The sequence below is a fragment of the Sphingobium sp. MK2 genome (genome assembly GCF_040170545.1).
In the GTDB taxonomy this organism is placed as follows: Bacteria; Pseudomonadota; Alphaproteobacteria; order Sphingomonadales; family Sphingomonadaceae; genus Sphingobium.
Window position 1 is genome coordinate 1 of record NZ_JAZDXA010000027.1, and the last position, 19,110, is coordinate 19,110.

The 19,110-nt window shown below is 63.3% G+C and carries 21 protein-coding genes and 1 pseudogene; 13 read left to right on the forward strand and 9 right to left on the reverse strand.

Annotated features, from left to right (window positions below):
- Window positions 1-201 precede the first annotated feature (201 nt).
- From V2I08_RS12885 to V2I08_RS12895, 3 genes are all read left to right on the forward strand, one after another.
- Window positions 202-2,250 carry a carbon starvation CstA family protein gene (locus tag V2I08_RS12885; protein WP_349635471.1) on the forward strand — a complete coding sequence of 683 codons (2,049 nt, stop codon included), beginning with the start codon at window positions 202-204 and terminating at the stop codon, window positions 2,248-2,250.
- The gene (locus V2I08_RS12890; RefSeq protein WP_349635472.1) at window positions 2,247-2,432 is read left to right on the forward strand and encodes a YbdD/YjiX family protein; all 186 of its coding nucleotides are present in this window, start codon (window positions 2,247-2,249) and stop codon (window positions 2,430-2,432) included. The genes V2I08_RS12885 and V2I08_RS12890 overlap by 4 nt, the downstream gene beginning before the upstream one ends.
- Before the next feature lie 67 nt (window positions 2,433-2,499).
- Window positions 2,500-3,129: a hypothetical protein gene (locus V2I08_RS12895; RefSeq protein WP_349635473.1), complete on the forward strand. Its 630-nt coding sequence runs from the start codon at window positions 2,500-2,502 to the stop codon at window positions 3,127-3,129.
- A 167-nt stretch (window positions 3,130-3,296) separates the two neighbouring features.
- On the opposite strand, the gene V2I08_RS12900 is transcribed toward V2I08_RS12895, so the two are convergent.
- Together V2I08_RS12900 and V2I08_RS12905 are read right to left on the reverse strand one after the other, a co-directional pair.
- On the reverse strand, window positions 3,297-4,214 hold the full coding sequence (locus V2I08_RS12900; protein ID WP_349635474.1) for an XdhC family protein: 918 nt from the start codon (window positions 4,212-4,214) through the stop codon (window positions 3,297-3,299).
- Window positions 4,215-4,255: 41 nt separating this feature from the next.
- Window positions 4,256-4,930, reverse strand: a complete 675-nt coding sequence (locus V2I08_RS12905) for a S24 family peptidase (RefSeq protein ID WP_349635475.1) — start codon at window positions 4,928-4,930, stop codon at window positions 4,256-4,258.
- A 116-nt stretch (window positions 4,931-5,046) separates the two neighbouring features.
- Between V2I08_RS12905 and V2I08_RS12910 the strand changes: the two genes are divergently transcribed.
- Both V2I08_RS12910 and V2I08_RS12915 read left to right on the forward strand, forming a co-directional pair.
- Window positions 5,047-5,232, forward strand: a complete 186-nt coding sequence (locus tag V2I08_RS12910; RefSeq protein WP_349635476.1) for a hypothetical protein — start codon at window positions 5,047-5,049, stop codon at window positions 5,230-5,232.
- A complete protein-coding gene (locus tag V2I08_RS12915) occupies window positions 5,229-5,600 on the forward strand; it encodes a hypothetical protein (RefSeq protein ID WP_349635477.1) in 372 nt (123 codons plus the stop codon). Before V2I08_RS12910 ends, V2I08_RS12915 begins: the two co-directional genes overlap by 4 nt.
- A 5-nt stretch (window positions 5,601-5,605) precedes the next feature.
- Here the strand turns inward: V2I08_RS12915 and V2I08_RS12920 are convergent, their stop codons facing one another.
- Together V2I08_RS12920 and V2I08_RS12925 are read right to left on the reverse strand one after the other, a co-directional pair.
- Window positions 5,606-6,502 (reverse strand): hypothetical protein, encoded by an 897-nt coding sequence (locus tag V2I08_RS12920; RefSeq protein WP_349635478.1) that lies wholly within the window; start codon window positions 6,500-6,502, stop codon window positions 5,606-5,608.
- 39 nt (window positions 6,503-6,541) lie between these two features.
- The gene (locus tag V2I08_RS12925; RefSeq protein ID WP_349635479.1) at window positions 6,542-7,786 is read right to left on the reverse strand and encodes a TIGR04063 family PEP-CTERM/XrtA system glycosyltransferase; all 1,245 of its coding nucleotides are present in this window, start codon (window positions 7,784-7,786) and stop codon (window positions 6,542-6,544) included.
- A 90-nt stretch (window positions 7,787-7,876) separates the two neighbouring features.
- On the opposite strand from V2I08_RS12925, the gene V2I08_RS12930 reads away from it, so the two are divergent.
- The 3 genes from V2I08_RS12930 to V2I08_RS12940 are packed head-to-tail and all read left to right on the forward strand — an operon-like array spanning window position 7,877 to window position 10,060.
- Window positions 7,877-7,999 (forward strand): hypothetical protein, encoded by a 123-nt coding sequence (locus V2I08_RS12930; RefSeq protein WP_349635480.1) that lies wholly within the window; start codon window positions 7,877-7,879, stop codon window positions 7,997-7,999.
- Window positions 7,992-9,356 (forward strand): putative O-glycosylation ligase, exosortase A system-associated, encoded by a 1,365-nt coding sequence (locus V2I08_RS12935; RefSeq protein WP_349635481.1) that lies wholly within the window; start codon window positions 7,992-7,994, stop codon window positions 9,354-9,356. The genes V2I08_RS12930 and V2I08_RS12935 overlap by 8 nt, the downstream gene beginning before the upstream one ends.
- Window positions 9,353-10,060 carry a hypothetical protein gene (locus V2I08_RS12940; protein ID WP_349635482.1) on the forward strand — a complete coding sequence of 236 codons (708 nt, stop codon included), beginning with the start codon at window positions 9,353-9,355 and terminating at the stop codon, window positions 10,058-10,060. Before V2I08_RS12935 ends, V2I08_RS12940 begins: the two co-directional genes overlap by 4 nt.
- Here the strand turns inward: V2I08_RS12940 and V2I08_RS12945 are convergent.
- Window positions 10,020-10,574, reverse strand: a complete 555-nt coding sequence (locus V2I08_RS12945) for a type 1 glutamine amidotransferase domain-containing protein (RefSeq protein WP_349635483.1) — start codon at window positions 10,572-10,574, stop codon at window positions 10,020-10,022. The genes V2I08_RS12940 and V2I08_RS12945 overlap by 41 nt on opposite strands.
- A 102-nt stretch (window positions 10,575-10,676) precedes the next feature.
- On the opposite strand from V2I08_RS12945, the pseudogene V2I08_RS12950 reads away from it, so the two are divergent.
- The 3 genes and pseudogenes from V2I08_RS12950 (at window position 10,677) to V2I08_RS12960 (ending at window position 13,352) form a co-directional block, all read left to right on the forward strand.
- A pseudogene (locus tag V2I08_RS12950) lies at window positions 10,677-11,686 on the forward strand (DNA topoisomerase IB).
- A gap of 26 nt (window positions 11,687-11,712) precedes the next feature.
- On the forward strand, window positions 11,713-12,873 hold the full coding sequence (locus V2I08_RS12955) for a mechanosensitive ion channel domain-containing protein (RefSeq protein ID WP_349635484.1): 1,161 nt from the start codon (window positions 11,713-11,715) through the stop codon (window positions 12,871-12,873).
- Window positions 12,874-12,959: 86 nt separating this feature from the next.
- Window positions 12,960-13,352, forward strand: a complete 393-nt coding sequence (locus tag V2I08_RS12960; RefSeq protein ID WP_349635485.1) for a hypothetical protein — start codon at window positions 12,960-12,962, stop codon at window positions 13,350-13,352.
- Window positions 13,353-13,361: 9 nt separating this feature from the next.
- Here V2I08_RS12960 and dgcA read toward each other — a convergent pair whose 3' ends face one another.
- The gene (dgcA, locus tag V2I08_RS12965) at window positions 13,362-14,339 is read right to left on the reverse strand and encodes an N-acetyl-D-Glu racemase DgcA (protein ID WP_349635486.1); all 978 of its coding nucleotides are present in this window, start codon (window positions 14,337-14,339) and stop codon (window positions 13,362-13,364) included.
- Window positions 14,340-14,442: 103 nt separating this feature from the next.
- On the opposite strand from dgcA, the gene V2I08_RS12970 reads away from it, so the two are divergent.
- Window positions 14,443-15,747, forward strand: coding sequence for a class I SAM-dependent methyltransferase (locus V2I08_RS12970; RefSeq protein WP_349635487.1), 1,305 nt, complete (start codon window positions 14,443-14,445; stop codon window positions 15,745-15,747).
- Window positions 15,748-15,778: 31 nt separating this feature from the next.
- Window positions 15,779-17,566 (forward strand): ABC transporter transmembrane domain-containing protein, encoded by a 1,788-nt coding sequence (locus V2I08_RS12975; RefSeq protein WP_349635488.1) that lies wholly within the window; start codon window positions 15,779-15,781, stop codon window positions 17,564-17,566.
- Window positions 17,567-17,588: 22 nt separating this feature from the next.
- On the opposite strand, the gene V2I08_RS12980 is transcribed toward V2I08_RS12975, so the two are convergent.
- The 3 genes from V2I08_RS12980 to V2I08_RS12990 all read right to left on the reverse strand — a co-directional run bounded on the left by V2I08_RS12980 (window position 17,589) and on the right by V2I08_RS12990 (window position 19,100).
- Window positions 17,589-17,918, reverse strand: coding sequence for a PilZ domain-containing protein (locus V2I08_RS12980; RefSeq protein ID WP_349635489.1), 330 nt, complete (start codon window positions 17,916-17,918; stop codon window positions 17,589-17,591).
- 224 nt (window positions 17,919-18,142) lie between these two features.
- Complete coding sequence (locus tag V2I08_RS12985; RefSeq protein ID WP_310221094.1) at window positions 18,143-18,565, reverse strand: biopolymer transporter ExbD; 423 nt, start codon at window positions 18,563-18,565, stop codon at window positions 18,143-18,145.
- A 49-nt stretch (window positions 18,566-18,614) separates the two neighbouring features.
- Window positions 18,615-19,100 (reverse strand): biopolymer transporter ExbD, encoded by a 486-nt coding sequence (locus tag V2I08_RS12990; protein ID WP_310221092.1) that lies wholly within the window; start codon window positions 19,098-19,100, stop codon window positions 18,615-18,617.
- Window positions 19,101-19,110 lie beyond the last annotated feature (10 nt).

Here is a 19,110-nt window from a genome sequence, read left to right on the forward strand (position 1 = left end):
AAACTCGACCCTAGCAAAATCAAGTACTTACGATCTCGTGTTCACTGCGCGTTCCGCCAGCGCTGTCCAACTTGGGTATGGGCGAGTGGTGTGATCGACTGGCCGTTCGCGCGACGGCGCTGATCGGACCATCGTGTGATTGTCTTTTGACGAGAGCGGCTTACTGTGCCCACCTCTGACCGACGATCACAAGAGAGAGCGATGACCCGGCATCTTCCCTGGATAGCATTGGCGATTGTCGGCGCGGTGGCGCTCAGCGTCGTAGCGGTGTCGCGGGGCGAAGCGGTCAATGCGCTGTGGATCGTCGTCGCGGCGGTCAGCAGCTTCCTGGTCGCTTATCGCTATTATGCGCTGTTCATCGCGCGCCATGTGATGCGGCTCGACCCGTCGCGACCGACGCCGGCCGTGCGCCGCGCCGACGGGCTGGACTATGTCGCGACCGAGCGGACCGTCTTGTTCGGCCATCATTTCGCGGCGATCGCGGGCGCGGGGCCGCTGGTTGGGCCAGTGCTGGCGGCGCAGATGGGCTATCTGCCCGGTACGCTGTGGATCATCGTGGGCGTGGTACTGGCGGGCGCGGTGCAGGATTTCATGGTCTTGTTCATCTCCATGCGCCGCGACGGCAAGTCGCTGGGTGAACTCATCCGCATGGAGATGGGGCAATGGGCCGGGACGATTGCGCTGATCGGCGCGTTCATGATCATGGTCATCATCCTCGCGGTGCTGGCGCTGATCGTCGTCAAGGCACTGGCCGAAAGTCCGTGGGGCATGTTCACCGTGGCTGCGACCGTTCCGCTGGCGATGTTCATGGGCGTCTATACGCGATGGATCCGGCCGGGTCGGATCGGCGAAGTCTCGCTGCTGGGTTTGGTCGGTCTGCTCGCCGCGATCGTCTATGGCCAGGCGATTGCCGCCTCGCCGGTCTGGGGGCCGATCTTCACCTTTACGCCGGTGCAACTGTGCTGGATATTGATCGGCTATGGCGCGGTGGCGTCGGTGCTGCCGGTGTGGCTGTTGCTCGCGCCGCGCGATTATCTCTCCACCTTCCTCAAGATCGGCGCGATCGCGGCGCTGGCGATCGGCATTGTCATCATGGCGCCGCCGCTCAAAATGCCCGCGCTGACCCAGTTCGTCGATGGTGGCGGGCCGGTCTGGGCGGGCGGCCTTTTCCCCTTCCTGTTCATCACCATCGCCTGCGGCGCAGTGTCGGGTTTCCATGCGCTGATTTCCAGCGGCACTACGCCCAAGCTGATCGCCAGCGAAGCCCATGCCCCGGTGATCGGCTATGGCGCGATGCTGATGGAGGCGTTCGTGGCGATCATGGCGCTGGTCGGCGCGTCGATTCTGGACCCCGGCATCTATTTCACGATGAACAGCCCCGCCGCGATCATCGGCACCGATGCGGCGAGCGCGTCGGCCGCCGTCACCGCCATGGGCTTCCCAATTTCGGCCGACCTCATCACGCAGACGGCCAAGGATGTCGGCGAACATAGCATCATTTCGCGCACCGGGGGCGCGCCGACGCTGGCGGTGGCGATGGCCGAAATCTTCAGCCATGTCGTCGGCGGCCCGGCGATGAAGGCCTTCTGGTATCATTTCGCCATCCTGTTCGAGGCGCTGTTCATCCTGACCGCGGTGGATGCGGGCACGCGCGCCGGGCGCTTCATGCTGCAGGATCTGATCGCGCTGGCGGTGCCGTCCTTCAAGGAGAGCAAGAGCCATGTGCCGGGAGTCGTCGCGACCGCGCTGACGGTCGCGGCCTGGGGCTTCTTCCTCTATCAGGGGGTCACCGATCCGCTGGGTGGGGTGAATACGCTGTGGCCGGTCTTCGGTATCTCGAACCAGATGCTGGCGGCGATCGCGCTGATGCTGGCGACGGCGGTGCTGTTCCGCATGAAGCGGGACCGCTTCGCCTGGGTGACGATGATCCCGACCGGCTGGCTGCTGGTCTGCACTTTGTCGGCGGGGTGGCTCAAGCTCTTCTCGCCCGATCCCAAGCTCGGCTTCCTGGCCCATGCGGCGAAGTTCAGCGCCGCGGCGGACAAGGGCGAGGTGTTGGCCCCGGCCAAGTCGATGGCGGAGATGGAACGCATCATCTTCAACGACCGGATCGACGCGGCGCTGGTCGCGCTGTTCCTGGCGGTTGTGTTATCGCTGCTGGTCTTCACGATCCGCACCTGCCTCGCCGCACGCCGCAGTACGGAACCGACTGCGCAGGAAATCCCCGCGCAACTGGTGCCGACGGCATGAGTGGGCTGCTTCACACGCTGCGCCAGACCGCGCGGTTGATGGTGGGGATGCCCGACTATGACGCGTATCTGCGGCATTGCGAGGCCCATCATCCGGGGCAGCCAGTGATGGACCGCGTTACCTTTTTTCGCGACCGGCAGGAGGCGCGCTATGGCGGGAAGAATGGCGGGCGGTGTTGTTAGCGGGGGTGTCTGGAAGCACTCATCTGTCCCCATGCAAAACGCAATGTCGCCAGGCCAATTTAAGACTATGAGTGCCGTTATGGCGGTAGCAGCAAACGACCTGATTGACTGGATCGCGGATCGCGATGGACTACTGATCGCTGCCTGGACGCCGCAAGTTATGGCGGCGTTGAATTGGGAGGCACCCTTCGCAGAAGCTCTCGCCGGGGAATTGCACGCTGCGATGCTTACAACAATGATTCGAGGAGGCTCAGAATCTAACTTCTTTGATTTGGTCACTCACAACAATATCGGCTTTGGAGCCGATGTTGAACGCTTGCTGGCCGAGCGCTTCTTCAGGGTCTCGCTTAAGCTCGCGCGGGCGGCAGCGCGCGCTCAGCGGGACCAGCAAGCCCGCGCAGCGTTCCCATTTAAGTACGGCATCGTGGTAGGTGATGCGCGTACCGATCCGACGCATCTCCCTTTAGGTAAAGTCATTCTGCCGTGGGATCATTCCTTTTGGATGCGTTGGCAGCCTCCTCTTGGAATGGACTGCCGGTGCGTAACTAATAATATGACGCACAGCCAAATGAAGCGCTCAGGCAGAACTCTCACGACAGACGCGGAACTATCGCTGATCGAATCACAGCTTCGCAATTCGTGGCCAACCGAGTTTTTAATGCTTCTCGATTTTCGACGCCGCGAAGGACTACCTTAATACAGCAGTTTCCCACCACTTGCCGTCATGGCGGGCTTGACCCGGCATCTATTGGCTCAAGGGTCCGGCGTCATTGAGGAGGTGAGGCTCATGGACCTCGGATCAAGTCCGGGGTGACGGGATTTGGGGGCTGTTTCGTTCTTCAATCTGCCTGCCCTGTCTCCCCCTCACCGCATCCGGTTGAATCCCGCCACCATGCCCGCCGTGATCGACAGCGCGATTTCGGCGGCACCGATCGCGCCGATGTCCAAACCAGCCGGGCCGTCGATCCGTGCCAGATCGTCCGCGCCAAAGCCCATGGCCGCGAGCCGCTCCAGCCTTGCCGCATGGCTTTTGCGCGAGCCGAGCGCCGCGATGTAGCCGGTCGGTGCGCGCAACGCGGCGGCCAGCGCGGGGTCGTCGATCTTGATGTCGTGACTGAGCGTGACCACGGCGGTCGATTCGCCGGGGAAGCGCGCGGCGATGGCGTCGTCGGGCCAGCGGTCGTCCAGTTCGACGCCGGGGAAGCGTTCGGCGGTGAGGAAGCGGCCGCGCGGGTCGATCAGGACTGGGGTCACGCCGATCGCCTGCGCCAGCGGCACGAGCGACTGGGCGATCTGCACCGCGCCGACGATCAGCAGGCGGCGGGGCGGATCATAGCGGTTGAGGAACAGTCCCTCCCCGCTCCCTTCCTGCGTCGTTCCGGTCGCCAGGTCGGTCGCCAGCGTGACGGCGCGCCCGCGCGCGTTCGCCTTGTCGATCCGGTCGAATAGGTCGGAAGGGAAACCACCCTCCCCCACCGGCTGGACCAGCACCGCGATCTCGCCGCCGCAGGGCAGGCCGACCTCCCACGCATCGCCATCGGCCACGCCATAGGTTTCGACATGGGCCGCGCGTCCGGCGATGACTTCAGCGGCGCGCTGCAAGACATCGGTTTCGACGCAGCCGCCCGAAATACTGCCTTCGAACCGGCCGTCTTCATGGACGATCATATGGCTGCCGCGCGGGCGCGGGGCCGATCCCCAGGTCGACACCACCGTCGCCAGCGCCAGCCGCGCACCGCGCCATTCCAAGCCCTTGCGGATCACCGCGCCATTGTCGTTCACACCGATACTCCTTTGGCGCACAGATAGGGTGGCCTCACCACCTACACCAGACGCCTGCCGGTCCAGACGACACGGCCGACGATATCGACCAAGGCCGGGTCGATATCGGCCCAGTCGGGATAATGGACATTGTCGCTGACCACGCTGAACCGGCCCCGTAGCGGCCCCATGGCGATTCGCTTGACCATCAGCACGCCGTCGAGCCGCAGCACATAGACGCCGTCGCGCAGCCGCAGGGCGTCATCATCATGATCGACCATGATGTCGTCGCCATCGCTGAGCGTCGGGGCCATCGATTCGCCATCGACGCGGATGATCGACACGCGCTGGGGCCGCACGCCCAAGTGCCGCAGCCAGTGCGCATCGAACGCCATCACGCCCGCCGCGCGCTCATCCTCGTCCAGCGTACCGCCGCCCGCCGACGCGCCCAGCGCCAGCCGAGGCACGGCGACCACGGCGGGCAGGGTGCGCATCCGACCGGGCGTTGCCGTCAGGGGAGCCACCGCTGTCCCGCCCAGCATCTGTTCGGGCACGCCGAAATAGCGGGCCAGCACGCGACGGTCATCCTCGTCCAATTTGCGCGGCGTCCCGCGCTTGATGAACTGCTGGATATAGGCAGGGTTGCGGCCGATCAGCCGGGACAGATCGGCATAATTCTCCCCCCGGTCGGCGATCAGCCGTTCCAGCGCGGTGCGAGCGTCCTGCGATTCATCCATGATCCGTCCATTACTGATAAGATTTTTCCTAGACAAGTAGGAAATTGGCTTTGAGATAGGAATATACCTAACGGCTCGCGCGGGGTGAGTCGCCATGACAGGGGAGATTGAGGCCGATGCTGTTGCGCATGATCGAGACATTCCTTCGCCGCCACGAGATGCCGCCCACCACATTCGGGCGGGCCAGCGTGCGCGATCCACGGCTGGTCTTCGACCTGCGCGGCGGGCGCGAGCCGGGCGAACGGATAAAGAGACGTGTAGAACATTTCATGAACACATATCGCAGGAGCAGAGGCCAATGACAAGCATCGATCCGCGTTTGCGCGCGTGCAACCTGATCCGAAATCAAGCAATAGGAAAAGGCACGGCCGACCCCCTGCCCCGCCTGCTGGCGCAATTGCTCGCGCGGGCGGGCGACAATGCCCGCGTCGAACGGGCAGCGAGCCGCCCCTGGGCCAGCGCCCTGTTCGAGGGGCGACGCCATGTCGTGCGGCTGTCGATCAGCGGGGCAGAGGCGCTGGCGGCAAAGGCGCGCCTGCTCGATGGCCTCAGCGAAGCGCAATGGGTGCTGCCGCGCCATTTCGTCGCCGACATCTGCGTCGATGGAGAGGGCGACAGCGCCGACGGCCTATGGGTGGAGCTGTCGGCGCTGACGATCGAGGAATGGTAGGAGAGTTAGCGCGCCCGGCCGGTCATGCTGCGCAACGTGCCCAGCGCGGCGCGCAATGCGGCGTCGGTGTCGGTATCGGGCGTGTCGCGCACCGGCACCGGCATGGCGGGCGGCATGTCGGCCAGCACCCGGATGCCATCGTCAGATGCCGTGCGGCGACGCTGGGACAGGCCACGTTCCAGCCGCTCGGTCAACTGGCCGATCGTAAGCCCCTGGGTCGAGGGGCGCGGCGCTGGGGTTGGCAGGGGCGCCGGGGGTGCCTTGGCTTCGATGGCCGGTACAGCCTCTTCTGCCGCCTCCGGCTCGATCAGGGGCGCGGCCGGGCGCAGGAAGGCGGGCTGGGGCAAGTCCGCCTCGGCAACCGGCAGGGGCGCGGCGGGCATACGGAAATCCGGCGTGGACCGGATGGCAGGCGCGTCCACCACGGCCTGCGCCACCAGCCCGCGCCGTCCTGATTCGGGGCGCGCGAAAATATCGACACCGTTCAGGTCGCGGCTGGCGAAGATCGGTGCGCGCGCCGGCGCATCGGGATGGGCGTCAGCGCGGCGCAGCGTTGGCGGTGCGCCCTCGATCGATTCGATGGAACGGCCCCGCGCCAGCGCGGCCCATTTGGAAAATGCGAAACCCATTTTTCGTGCTCCCTTGGCGCGTTCGACGCGCTGCTTCTTTTCACTTGGTTCCGTCGCCACAGTTGCGTCGCGCCGCATCGTCAAAATGATCCCCATCACCATTATAGCGGCGAAAAGAGCGATCAGTATTCGGGCCTTAAGGCCAAGTGGCGGCGCGGCGGCGGGCAGCGCTTCGCTCAGCCCACTGGACGCCACCAGCATTTCGATCAGCCCCACCGGGGTCAACAACACCGCCAGCGCAGCGACGAGGCCGCCCAGCGATGCCATCACCATGGCCCGGTCCGGTCTTGATCCTCGTGGCGCCATATGCCGTCAGGCCGCCGCCCGCGCGCCGTCGGCCTGGGCCAGCAAGTGCTGGTAGACCGGTTCGTAGCGCAGGATATTGGCCGACCAGTTGCGCTCGCGCTCGACAAAGGCGCGTGCGACGGCGCGGCGTTCATCCCAGGGCGCGCGATCGGCGAACAGCCCGGCAAGCGCGGCAGCAATGCTCGCCGGATCGTCGGGCGCGAAGAGCGTGCCGGTAACGCCATCCTCGATCAGTTCGCGATGGCCGCCGACGCTCGACGCAGCGACGAGCCGCCCCTGCGCCATGGCTTCCAACGGCTTGAGCGGGGTCACCAGATCGGTCAGTCGCATCGCCTTGCGTGGGTAGGCAAGGATATCGACCTGCGCATAATAATGTTCGACCTGGTCGTGCGGTACGCGGCCGACGAAGATGATATGATCGGCAAAGGGCGACGCCATCGCCTGTTCGCGCAACGCCTGTTCGCGCGGGCCGCCGCCCACCATCAACAGCTTCGCTTTGGGCCGGGCACGGACGAGACGCGGCATCGCCGCGATCAAATCGTCCAGCCCTTCATAGTCGTAAAAGCTACCAATGAAGCCGACGACATCGGCCCCCTCCAGCCCCAGCTCGGCTGTCAACGCAGGGTCGCGCGGGACGGGGTCGCCAAACTGTTCCATGTCGACGCCATTGGGCGACACGATGATCTTGTTCCGATCAATGCCGCGCGCGATCAGATCGCCGCGCAGCCCTTCGCAGATCACCGCGACCGCATCGGCCGCGCGCACCGCATGGGTTTCAAGCTGGCGGGTCAGCCAATAGCGCGGGCTGCCCTGCGTCCCCGTGCCGTTGCCGACCGCCGCATCTTCCCAGAAAGCGCGGATTTCGTAGATCATCGGGATGCCATGCCGCTTGGCGACCCGCTGCGCCGCGATGGCGTTGAGGACGGGCGAATGAGCGTGGATGATGTCGGGCCGCCAGTCGCGCACCAGCGATTCGATCGCGTCGGCATGCGCCGCTATGTCGCGCCATTCGCGAATCAGCGGATTGCCGGTCGCGGGTTGTCCCGGCGTGCGATGGAAATGGAGGCCATCGACCGCCTCTTCGAGCAGCGGCGGATCTTCCTGGGATTTCGGCGCGACATGGCGATGGCCAGTGATGCCACGCACCGCCCAGCCCTTCGCCATCTGCGCGCGCAGGATCGCACGGGTCCGAAAGGTGTAGCCGCTGTGGAGCGGGAGGCTGTGGTCCAGCACATGAAGGATGCGAGTCATAGCCAGCCCTGTCTGCCGAAAAAGGTTTAACGCCCCGTCAACTCTGTCTCGCTAGGAAGATGAGGCGGCTACCGGGAACAAGAACGCATAATGATCGACACCTTATCCTTGCTGGTCAGCCATGGCGTGATCCTGCTGACGGCCTGGCGCTTGCTGTCGCGCGCCGACCTGGATCGCGATCCAGAGCCGGAGGGCGAGACGGGCGATGCGTGACCTGTTCTTCCTCGCCTTTCTGGGCGTGTTCTTTCTGATGGGGTTCAAGCGGCCGTTCCTGCTGGTCGCGGTCTATGCCTATATCGACATCGTCTCGCCCCAGCGCCTGTCCTATTTCCTGCTCAATTCGATCCCGATCTCCTTCATCGCCTTTGGCGCGATGGTGGGGGCCTGGCTGGTGATGGACGACAAGAAGGATTGCCGATTCTCGGCGCGACAGGGGCTGATGCTCGTGCTGCTTGCCTGGTGCGGCTATACCACCATGACCGCCGATTTCCCGGTCGAGGCATTGACCAAATGGAATTGGGTGTGGAAGGCGATCATCGCCGGCGTGTTCCTGCCGCTGGTGCTGCGCACGCGCTTGCGAATCGAGGCGATGACCGTCTTCATGATCCTGTGCGCCAGTACGATCATCATCAATGGCGGTCTCAAGACCGCCTTGTCCGGCGGCGGCTATGGCGTGCTCAACCTTATGGTCGACAATAATAGCGGGCTATATGAAGGCTCCATCATCAGTTGCGTCGCGATCTCGCTGATCCCGCTGATCCTGTGGCTGGCCAAACATGGCACCATCTTTCCGCCCGACTGGAAGGTGAAGGCCTTCTGCTATTGCCTGTGCTTTGCCTGCCTGTTGATGCCGATCGGCACGGAGGCCCGCACTGGACTGATCTGCATCGTCGTTCTGGCCGGGCTGATGCTCATCCGTTCGCCGCGTCGCTTCGTCTACGGGCCGCTGATGCTGTTCGCAGCCTTGGTGTCGATCCCCTTCCTGCCTACCAGCTTCACGCAGCGGATGCAGACGATCGAAAATCATCAGGGCGACGAAAGCGCCTCTACCCGTGTCGCGGTGTGGATGTGGACGCTCGATTATGTGAAGGACCATCCGGGCGGCGGCGGGTTCGACAATTATCTGCAGAACAGTTTTACCTATGTCGCCCGCAGCGTCGTGACCGACAGCGGCGGCAGTCGCCTGGAAACCCGCATCGTCACTGACAAGGGCCGCGCCTATCATAGCGCCTATTTCGAGCTGCTGGGCGAACAGGGCTATTTCGGCTTTGCAGTCTGGGCGCTCATCCATCTGATCTGCTTCATCCGCACCGAATCGATCCGCCGCTTCTACCGCAAGCGCGACGGGCCGCAGGAAGCCTGGATTTCGCCCTTCGCGCTGGCGCTGCAACAGGGGCATATCATCTATATGATCGGATCGCTGTTCGTGGGTATCGCCTATCAGCCGTTCATCTTCATGATGTTGGCGCTGCAAATCGGCCTCGACACCTATCTGACCCGCAAACGCAAGGCGGCGGCGCGGCAGGATCTCGCCGCAGCGCTCGTCGCGCGGCAGGGCGTTCCTGCATGAACGGAGAATTGCGGGCGCTGGGTCTGGCGCATGGGTTGTTGCTGGGGTTGCTGCTGGCTTCGCCGATGATCGCACCGGAGCTTTTTTCGGCGGGTATCGGCGCGCTGTTCGTAATGGGCGGCTTCCAACTGCGCCTCGCCGATCGGCGCTGGGAGAGGCGCGATGGCCTGGGCGATTGGGTCAGCCATATCCGCATGGCCCCACATCGGTTGCTCCCCTGGGGCGCGACGGCCACCGTGGCCGTCATCGCGGGGCGACCAACGGACGCGCTGGCGATCCTGATGGCGGTGCTGGCGTGCGAGATGCTGCTCTATCCGCTGCTTGCGCCAGCCATGGGACGGCTGACGCGCGGCGGGATCGTGCTGATGCTTTTGTTGATGCTGCCGCTATGGGGGGCCGATGTCGCGGTGCTGCGGTATGCCAGCGCCTATCTGGTCGGCGTGGGGGGATGCGTGTTCTGGCTGCGCGGGCCGGACGGCGATGGCCGGGCACTGGGATGGGCGATTGCGGGATCGTGCGCGGCCGCTATGATCGCCGTCTTAGCGCCGGAAGTTCGGGCACTCATGCTGGCCGGTGGCACATTATGCGCCACGCTGGCGCTTGCGCATCTGTCGGTGTTGCGCCGCCGCCCGGTGCCGTGGCATCCGGGCGGCGGCACATCGTTCAGGCGGCTACGCTGGCCCCTTCGGTCACGGCCTTCGTAAAGGCTTCGACAAAAGCAGGGATGTCGTCGGGGTTACGGCTGGTGATGATATTGCCATCGATCGCAACGGCCCGATCGACAAACTTTCCACCGGCGTTGGTGAGGTCGGTACGCACCGAAGGCCAGGACGTGACGGTGCGGCCGTTCACTACGCCCGCCTCGATCAGCAGCCAGGGACCATGGCAGATGGCGGCGACGGGCTTGCCGGCGTCGGCAAAAGCACGGATGAGCGCGATCGCCTTTTCATTCACGCGCAGCGTATCGGGATTGGCGACGCCGCCGGGCAGGATCAGCCCGTCATAATCGTCCATGGAAACGGCATCGAGTGTGATGTCCGGCGTGATGGTATCACCCTTCTCATCATGCTTCATGCCCTGGATCGGGTCGCTTTCGGGCGAGGCCAGCCTCACCTTGGCCCCAGCTTTCATCAACATGTTGCGCGGATCGAACAGTTCGGATTGTTCGAACCCGTCGGTGGCGATGATGAGAATATGGCTGTTTTCGATGGCGGACATGGGTGTCTCCTACATGGGGGAATGGCCGCTTAACGGGCTGCAGCCGCCATGGTTGCGGAACGAAGCGACGAAAGGCGGGTTTGGGGAGACGAGAAGGACGCCATGCCCCAAACCGCCATAATTCATGCCAATGACAGCGTGCCCGGCATCACGCGCCGCGCGCTGAAACGGGGCTGGGCCTATCGTGATGCCAATGGCGCACGGATCACCGACCGGGATGAGATCGACCGGCTGAACGCGATCGCCCTGCCGCCCGCCTATCGCGACTGCTGGTTCTGTCCCTCGCCTTATGGCCACATCCAGGCGACCGGCTATGACGACAAGCGGCGCAAGCAATATCGCTATCATGCCGACTTTCGTGCCGCGCGCGAGGCGGAGAAATATGCCGGATGTCCTAATTTCGGGCGCGCCCTGCCCAAGTTGCGCGCGAGGCTGGAAGCGGACCTGTCCAAGCGGGGCCTGCGCAAGGATCGCACCATTGCCGCCGTCATCCGCTTGCTCGACCTCGCCAAATTGCGTGTCGGCAACGAACAGTATGCCACGACGAACAAGAGTTTCGGCGCGACGACGCTGCGCCGCCGCCACCTCGACCTCAACGGCCGGTCGTTGACGCTGCGCTATCGCGCCAAGTCGGGCAAGGAACTGCAACTGACCGTCACCGACAGCCGCCTGCTGCGCTTCGTGCGGCAGGTGCAGGATCTGCCGGGCCAGCATCTGTTTCAATATCTGGACGAGGATGGCGAGGCACGGCCGATCACGTCGAGCGACGTCAATGCCTATATCGCCGATGCCATGGGCGGGCCGTTCACCGCCAAGCATTTCCGTACCTGGGGGGGGCGTCTACGATCGCGTTCGAAACCCTCGCTGCCGGGCATGTCTCGCTGAAGGAGATGATAGAGCCGGTGGCCCTGGCCTTGGGCAATACACCCGCGATCAGCCGCAAATCCTATATTCACCCTGCGCTGATCGCCCTATGCAAGGACGGTCAGGATGAATGGCGCGAGGGGCTTCGCTTGCCGCGCCGAACACGCTATCTGTCCCGTGAAGAGCGCGGACTGATCGCGTTTCTCGACACATTGGCGGATTGCGCCCCGCGGGCAGCGGCGGCCTGACGTCAACCACCAGATTACAGGATAGCATGGCCGATACAAAACCCTCCGCTGACCCCGTCATCACGGTGCGCCCACCCGATTTGGGCGAAATGTGGCGATCCACCAGCGACTGGCTGGCGATGCACTATGTTCAGATATTGATCGCGATGGGTGCAGGTATCGTAATCTACCTGACGCTCACTGCGCTGCGAGGTATCGGCAAGCGGCATAAGGGAACGCGCGGCGACCCATTAGGCTACACCAATGTCCTGGGCCGCGCCGCCGCCCGCACGACGCATTTTTTCATGATCATGGTGTCGGCGCGGCTGGTGGTTGGCTATGCCGATGCACCTGCGGCGTTGTACAGAACCGTCGCCTTTCTCTTCACCATCGCCGCCGTATGGCAAGCAGCGCTCTGGGCGAGAGAGATCATCCTAGGGCTGATCGAACGTAAAACCCTGGCGCAGGATGGGGGCGGTGAAACGCTTGCCAATGCGATGGGGCTTATCCGTATTCTGGTCAGCTTCGCTCTGTTCGCGGTGGCGACGATCGTCGTACTCGACAATCTGGGGGTCAATGTCACCGGCCTTGTTGCCGGCCTGGGTATTGGCGGTATCGCCATCGGCCTTGCAGCACAGGGCATATTTTCCGATCTGTTTGCCGCCCTCTCGATCATCTTCGACAAGCCGTTTCGCCGAGGCGAAACCATCAACTACGACCAGACGACCGCGACAGTGGAGAAAATCGGCCTCAAATCCACGCGCCTGCGCGCCATTACGGGTGAGAAGAAGGTTATTTCCAACGCCAATCTGATGCAAAAGGAAATCACCAGCTATTTCACGCTGGACCATCGCCGCATCAAGTTCGCGATCGGCGTCATCTATCAGACGCCGCCAGATGTCGCGGAGCAGATTCCCGACATATTGAAGGCGATCATTAGCGATCTGGGCGCGAGTTTCGTGCGATCGGGATTTGTCGGCTTCGGTGCGTCCAGCCTGGACTTTGAAGTGGAGTTCGACGTCTATTTGCCCGACTGGGATTCTATCTACGTCATCCGCCACAAGATCGGCCTTGCGATCCTGCGCCAGTTCAATGAACGTGGCATCGAGTTCGCCTATCCGACCCAGACCAGCTTTACCGCGGCCCCGGACGGACGGATGGTAATGCCTTATCCCGATGTGCAACCCGTGCGCCAGGTGGATAGCTGAGTTGGACAGCACGGCTTGTCGTAATCTCGACTCGGCTCATCCCGCGCGGCTTGCCCGTCGCGGGAACGCGCCATAGCGGCGGGCCCATGACCCTTTATCGCTTCGCCCTCCTGCCCTTCCTTGCATTTTTGCTGCCCGGCGTGGCCCATGCCGAAGGCTTGGGGATTGAGGGCAATTACGCGCGCGCGGACGGCCATTGGGGGACGGAACTGGGCGCGGGCTATGCCATGGGCTTTGCGGGCTTCAGCCTGACCCCTGGCGCGGGCGTCTATCTGCGCGATGGCGAAACCAAACTCTACGGTCGGGTGGAAGCGAGCTACAGCATCCCCCTTTCCGCGACGATCGGTGCAGGCGCGCGGTTCAGCGGTGAGAATGTGCGCCCCTACGCCACGCTGGCGCTACCGATCCTGCCCAAGGTTCGGGCGAAGGCCAATGCCGGACCGAAATATTATGCGGTCGGGCTGACATTGGGCTATTGAGCCGCGGGCCTATTGGCCCATGCCCCAGAGGGTTCCGGGCTTAAGCAGGCCATCCTGCATGACCAGTCCATCAACGCGATCCTTGGCCAGCAACAGCGCACCGTCCAGGTCGACCCAGTCCGCACTCTGCGCGACCAGCGCAGCCGGTGCAATGCCCAGCGACGTGCCAAGCATACACCCCACCATCAGCCGGAAACCACGTTCGCGCGCTTCCTGTGCCAGCGCCAATGCCTCGGTCAGCCCACCCGCTTTGTCGAGCTTGATATTGACGGCATCGAAATCTGCCAATCGATCAAGATCGGCGCGCGTGTGGCAGCTTTCATCCGCGCAGAACGGCAGCGACGCCTGAACGCCGACAAGCCGCGCCTCCTGTCCACGAATAACGGGCTGCTCGACCATCTCCACCCCCAGCGATGCCAGGTCAGCCGTTTCTTTGCTGATATCGCGGTCGTGCCAGCTTTCATTGGCATCAACGATCAGCCGTATGGTGGGCGCGCCCCGCCGGACGGCAGCAATGCGGTCTTGATCGCCCTCGCCCATCAGCTTACATTTAAGGAGGACGAAACCACGCGCTGCCGCCATACGTGCATCCGCCTCCATCCGATCTGGGTCGCCCAGGCTAATGGTATAGGCCGTCGGTAGCGGCATGGGCTGTGCTAAACCCGCCAATTGCCAGACCGGCGCGCCTGCCCGCTTCGCTTCAATATCCCATAAAGCGCAGTCGAGCGCGTTGCGCGCCGCGCCGCGCGGCATCATGGTCAGCAGGGCTTTACGGTCGAGTGGCCCTGTATAGGCTTGCAGGGCCGCGACGCAGCTTTGCGCACTCTCACCCTCATAATATATGGGCGTGCCTTCGCCCCGGCCGACATGCGTGCCATCTTCGACCGTACAGACCACGACATCGACATAAGTCTTGGCTCCCCGGCTTATGACAAACGCCCCCGCCACCGGCCAACGTTCGACGGTCGCGGACATCATACGGATCATCTTGCTTTCCTGCGTAATGGGGTTTCCCGCATAGCAGAGCGTCATATGAGCGAAACACAAGGTCCGGCATAGTCCCGCGATCCTATAAGGAGCATATTTTCCCGTGACATCTCGCGATCTGACCGGCTTCCTGTCCCTTCATGAAGCCACCACCGCAATGGGCAGCCGGTCGCGCCGCCTGGCGGACATGGCGTGGCGTATCGGCTTCGGTGCCATCGGCTGGCCATGGCTGCTCGCCAGCCTGTCGGGCGGACGGCCAGCAGACAAGCGGGCTCTGCTCGATGAATTGGGCCTGCCGCATGACGCGCTGCCCCATCTGGGAAGCTGGAAAGCCGATGTCGGCTTCCTGCGCCATATCGTACGGGAGATTGCGCGGGTGCGTCCGGCCCATGTGGTGGAACTGGGCGCGGGCGCGTCCTCGCTGATCGCAGCGCGCGCATTGCAGTTACATGGCGGTGGGCGGCTCCATAGTTTCGACCAGCATGGCGGTTTTGTTGATGCGACGCGCCAGTGGCTGGCCGATCACGCGATCGATGCCGACATCTCTCATGCGCCACTGACGCATGAGAGCGCAGACTGGCCCGGTCGCTGGTATGCCCTGGAGCGCGTGCCCGAACAGATTGACATGATCATCATCGATGGCCCGCCCTGGAGCGTGCATCCACTGGTACGGGGCGCGGCGGACAGCCTGTTTGCGCGATTGTCCCCCAATGGCGTCGTCCTGCTGGACGATGCGGCGCGGCCCGGCGAACGGATCGTCGCGCGGCGGTGGCGCGTGCGATGGCCGCATATTGACTTTCGCCTGATGCGCGATGGGACGAAAGGAACGTTGGTCGGCCGCCGCCGCGACCTGACGGCACCTGTTGCCAACGACAATGAGGATGAGCGGACGTGGCGGCGTGTGCGCCGGGCGGCCGCGATTGCCGCTTTGCTCGCCACTGGCTGGATCACGCGCGGCGAGTTGAGCGAATTTTCCCAAAGCGCGCAGGCAAGCAGCTTTCTCGACGAAGCCGCCGCCTCGCGTCGAGCCGGACTGTTGCGGCAGGACATGGCGTCGCAGATTGAGAGCGCCATCTTCGATCCGCAGGAAATCGAACGGTCGACCGGAATCGTCATGCCTTCATTGCCCGACGACTGGCGCGTGACGGACGTGCAAGTCTTCCCCACAACCGATAGTCCCGCCATCGCCATGACGATCGTGACACCGCGAGAGGAAAACCTGTCCCTATTCGCTGACCGTGCCGAAACACCTGCCGAGGCAACGCCGCTGGTCACCCGACGCGCGGGTGAAGTCGTGGCCTATTGGGAGGTGGGCACCATGGCCTATGCGTTGACGGGCCAAGGCGACACGGACCGCTTGTTCCACCTCGCCGGGACCATCGCACCCATGGGCAGGACGCCCCATTGAGGCTTTAGGGGCAGCCTGCTAAGCGCCGCACATGGAGGATGCCCCAAACACCACCCCCCGCGCCGACGCGCGCCCCGCCCTTGGCAGCCTGGCGATGCTGTGGAGCTTTGCGCGTCATTATCCGGGGCGGATTAGCGGGGCGTTGGCCGCGCTGATCGTCTCGTCCGCAGCGACGCTCGGCATTCCCAGCGGCTTCCGGCTGGTGATCGACAAGGGGTTTATGGGTGGGGGCGACATCAGCCGCTGGTTCGAATATCTGCTGCTGATCGTCATCATTCTGGCGCTCGCCAGTGCGCTGCGCTTCTATTTCGTGTCCTGGCTGGGCGAACGAGTTGTTGCAGACATCCGCAGCGCGACCCAGGCAAATCTGCTGCGACAGGCACCGCGCTTCTTCGAAGAAAATCGTCCGTCGGAAATCGCGTCACGCATGACCGCCGACACCGCCATCGTCGAACAGGTGGTGGGATCGACCGTATCGGTCGCACTGCGCAACCTCGTAACGGGTGCGGGCGGGCTGATCTACCTGTTCGCGCTGGCCCCGAAACTAGCCGCGCTACTTCTGCTCGGCATTCCCATCATCCTGCTGGTGTTGATCAGCTTGGGTCGCAAGGTGCGCGGCCTGTCGCGCGCCAGCCAGGACCGGCTGGCCGATGTCGGCAGCGTCACCAGCGAGGTGCTGGGCGCGATGAAGATCGTACAAGCCTTCGGTCAGGAGGCGCGGGAGGCAATGCGGTTCAACGCAACGGTTGAAGCCGGTTTCGCGACCGCCCGCCGCCGGATCGCCCTGCGCGCGATCATGACGGCGGTAGTGATCGCTTTGGTGTTCGGATCAATCACCGCTGTCATGTGGCAGGGTGCGCTCGATGTTGCGGCCGGCCGACTATCGGGCGGCAGCATCGCCGCATTCGTCTTGACCGGCGGACTGGTCGCAGGAGCGTTCGGTTCGCTGTCCGAAAGCTGGGGTGACCTGTTGCGCGGCGCGGGCGCAGCGAGCCGTCTGCATGAATTGATGAGCGCTACGCCCGACATATTGCCCCCTGTGGTCCCAACGCCGATCCCGGTCACAGCCAATGGCGCACGCCTGACATTCGACAATGTCTATTTCCATTATCCCACCCGTCCCGATCAGGCAGCGCTGAATGGGGTGACGCTCGACATCGCACCAGGCGAGACAGTGGCGGTCGTGGGGCCGTCGGGTGCGGGCAAGACGACGTTGATCCAATTGGCGCAGCGCTTCTATGATCCAGACCGGGGTTCAGTGCGGTTAAATGGCGTGGCCTTGCCCGACGCCGATCCAGCCGCAGCGCGCGCCATGATGGCAATGGTGCCGCAGGACAGCATCATCTTCGCCGCCTCAGCGCGCGATAATCTGCGCTATGGCCGCTGGGACGCCAGCGATGACGAGATTTGGGCGGCAGCCCGCGCCGCCAATGCGGAAAGCTTTCTGCGTGCCCTGCCGGAGGGACTGGACACGTTCATGGGCGAGGACGGTGCGCGTCTGTCGGGTGGCCAGCGTCAACGGCTTTCGATTGCGCGGGCCTTGCTGCGCGATGCCCCTATCCTGCTGCTGGATGAAGCGACGTCCGCGCTCGATGCGGAGTCCGAACGGTTGGTACAGGATGCTTTGGGGCGGTTGATCCTGGGGCGAACCACGATCGTCATTGCCCATCGTCTGGCAACCGTGCGCGCCGCTGACCGGATCATCGTCATGGATGAAGGGCGGATCGTCGAACAAGGCGATCATGGAGCGCTTGTGGCGCAGGGTGGCCTTTATGCCCGTCTCGCCAGCTTGCAATTTCAGGATGTCACGATCTCCTGATGGCGGAGACAGGGCTATCGCGTCAGGCGCGAATGCCGGCCTCATGCAGTTTCACGACATGATCGAGGATTGCCGGGTGCAACGGCTGTTCAAAGGCGCAACCCGCTTCATGGCCTCGCGTCCAGAGAACACGCGCACGACGCCCTTCGAAGCCAGGCAGCATGATCCATAATTCGCCGCCCGGCAAAAGCTTCATGAAGCTTTGCAACCGAAAGCCAGTCACCGACAGATCGGCGATGACACTTTTGACCCAGGTTTCGCCGGAACGCCGGACTTTCACGCTGATCCGCACATGGCGACGTTCAGCGGCACGGGCCTTGTGGCTTGCTTGATTTGGTCGGTCGGCACCCATGGCTTATATGTCATTCCACCCAATGCCATTGTCGGGGATCGAGGTGACGAAAAGGTTAAAGGCATCGCCGTCCAGCAAGGCTAGTCGTGGGCATGAGCCTTGGGCAAGAAAAAAGGGGCCGCCAATGGCGACCCCTGGATAGTCCAGCTATTCCTCGACTCTGTCTTCCTTCCACCCCGCCGATCAGGAAAGCCCCGATGCAGTCTGGAAGGGAGAATGAAGCCTTAGAAATTACCATATTGTTCATTGCCGACAAAGCCCAGCTTGGTCACGCCAGCCCGCTTGATCTCGGCCAACACTTCATCAACAGTCACATAACGGGTCTGCGCGTTGGGCTGGAACTGGAGTTCCGGCTCGACGGGCAGGCGCAGAGACTGCTGCAGATATTGGCGCAGAGTCAGCAGGTCGATCGGCGACCCGTTCCATGTGATGATCCCGGCCGCGTCGATCGCAACCTTGTTCTTCACCGGGTCAACCATGGGGGCATCGTTTGTCGAGGACTGCGGCAGATCGATCTTCACCGCATGGGTTTGGATCGGGATGGTGATGATGAACATGATGAGGAGCACGAGCATGACGTCGATCAACGGCGTCGTGTTCATTTCCATCATCGGCTCGCCATCGTCGTTACCGGCGCTCATTGCCATGGGGCGATACTCCTAGAAATCACTTACTACCGACGGTTTGGGCGACGGTTTACAGACGAACGGTGCCCTGGCCAGGTTCAGGCTCGGAAATGAAGCCCACCTTCGGGAAACCGGCGCGCTGCATCGTGTAGATCGTACCACCGATGCAACGATAAGGGGTATTGATGTCGCCGCGGATATGCACTTCAGGCAGATCCTCCGGTGTCATATTCTCGATCCCACCGACCCGCTTGATGTCCGCTTCAAGCTTTGCGACGGCGCGATTGAGCAGATCCGTGGAATTGACCTTCGTCATGTTCCAATAGACTTCACAATTGCCAGCGTCGTCCGCCATGATGGACAGAGAGACGTTCTCAGGCTTGGTCGTGGTCGGTTCGAACGCGACCTTGGGAAGCTCCAGTTCGACCGTCTGCAGAACGACAGGGACGGCGATCAGGAAGATGATGAGAAGCACCAGCATGACGTCGACGAGCGGCGTCGTGTTGATATCTGTGATCGGCTTTTCTTCGCCGGAGCCACCAACGCTCATTGCCATTGATCAGTAT

What these genes read in the sequence shown, in the direction of transcription:
- V2I08_RS12885 (WP_349635471.1), top strand. Translation starts at nt 202, where the DNA reads ATGACCCGGCATCTTCCCTGGATAGCATTGGCGATTGTCGGCGCGGTG.
- V2I08_RS12890 (WP_349635472.1), top strand. Translation starts at nt 2,247, where the DNA reads ATGAGTGGGCTGCTTCACACGCTGCGCCAGACCGCGCGGTTGATGGTG.
- V2I08_RS12895 (WP_349635473.1), top strand. Translation starts at nt 2,500, where the DNA reads ATGAGTGCCGTTATGGCGGTAGCAGCAAACGACCTGATTGACTGGATC.
- V2I08_RS12905 (WP_349635475.1), bottom strand. Translation starts at nt 4,930, where the DNA reads ATGGATGAATCGCAGGACGCTCGCACCGCGCTGGAACGGCTGATCGCC.
- V2I08_RS12910 (WP_349635476.1), top strand. Translation starts at nt 5,047, where the DNA reads ATGCTGTTGCGCATGATCGAGACATTCCTTCGCCGCCACGAGATGCCG.
- V2I08_RS12915 (WP_349635477.1), top strand. Translation starts at nt 5,229, where the DNA reads ATGACAAGCATCGATCCGCGTTTGCGCGCGTGCAACCTGATCCGAAAT.
- V2I08_RS12920 (WP_349635478.1), bottom strand. Translation starts at nt 6,502, where the DNA reads ATGGTGATGGCATCGCTGGGCGGCCTCGTCGCTGCGCTGGCGGTGTTG.
- V2I08_RS12925 (WP_349635479.1), bottom strand. Translation starts at nt 7,786, where the DNA reads ATGACTCGCATCCTTCATGTGCTGGACCACAGCCTCCCGCTCCACAGC.
- V2I08_RS12930 (WP_349635480.1), top strand. Translation starts at nt 7,877, where the DNA reads ATGATCGACACCTTATCCTTGCTGGTCAGCCATGGCGTGATCCTGCTG.
- V2I08_RS12935 (WP_349635481.1), top strand. Translation starts at nt 7,992, where the DNA reads ATGCGTGACCTGTTCTTCCTCGCCTTTCTGGGCGTGTTCTTTCTGATG.
- V2I08_RS12940 (WP_349635482.1), top strand. Translation starts at nt 9,353, where the DNA reads ATGAACGGAGAATTGCGGGCGCTGGGTCTGGCGCATGGGTTGTTGCTG.
- V2I08_RS12945 (WP_349635483.1), bottom strand. Translation starts at nt 10,574, where the DNA reads ATGTCCGCCATCGAAAACAGCCATATTCTCATCATCGCCACCGACGGG.
- V2I08_RS12955 (WP_349635484.1), top strand. Translation starts at nt 11,713, where the DNA reads ATGGCCGATACAAAACCCTCCGCTGACCCCGTCATCACGGTGCGCCCA.
- V2I08_RS12960 (WP_349635485.1), top strand. Translation starts at nt 12,960, where the DNA reads ATGACCCTTTATCGCTTCGCCCTCCTGCCCTTCCTTGCATTTTTGCTG.
- dgcA (WP_349635486.1), bottom strand. Translation starts at nt 14,339, where the DNA reads ATGATCCGTATGATGTCCGCGACCGTCGAACGTTGGCCGGTGGCGGGG.
- V2I08_RS12975 (WP_349635488.1), top strand. Translation starts at nt 15,779, where the DNA reads ATGGAGGATGCCCCAAACACCACCCCCCGCGCCGACGCGCGCCCCGCC.
- V2I08_RS12980 (WP_349635489.1), bottom strand. Translation starts at nt 17,918, where the DNA reads ATGGGTGCCGACCGACCAAATCAAGCAAGCCACAAGGCCCGTGCCGCT.
- V2I08_RS12985 (WP_310221094.1), bottom strand. Translation starts at nt 18,565, where the DNA reads ATGGCAATGAGCGCCGGTAACGACGATGGCGAGCCGATGATGGAAATG.
- V2I08_RS12990 (WP_310221092.1), bottom strand. Translation starts at nt 19,100, where the DNA reads ATGGCAATGAGCGTTGGTGGCTCCGGCGAAGAAAAGCCGATCACAGAT.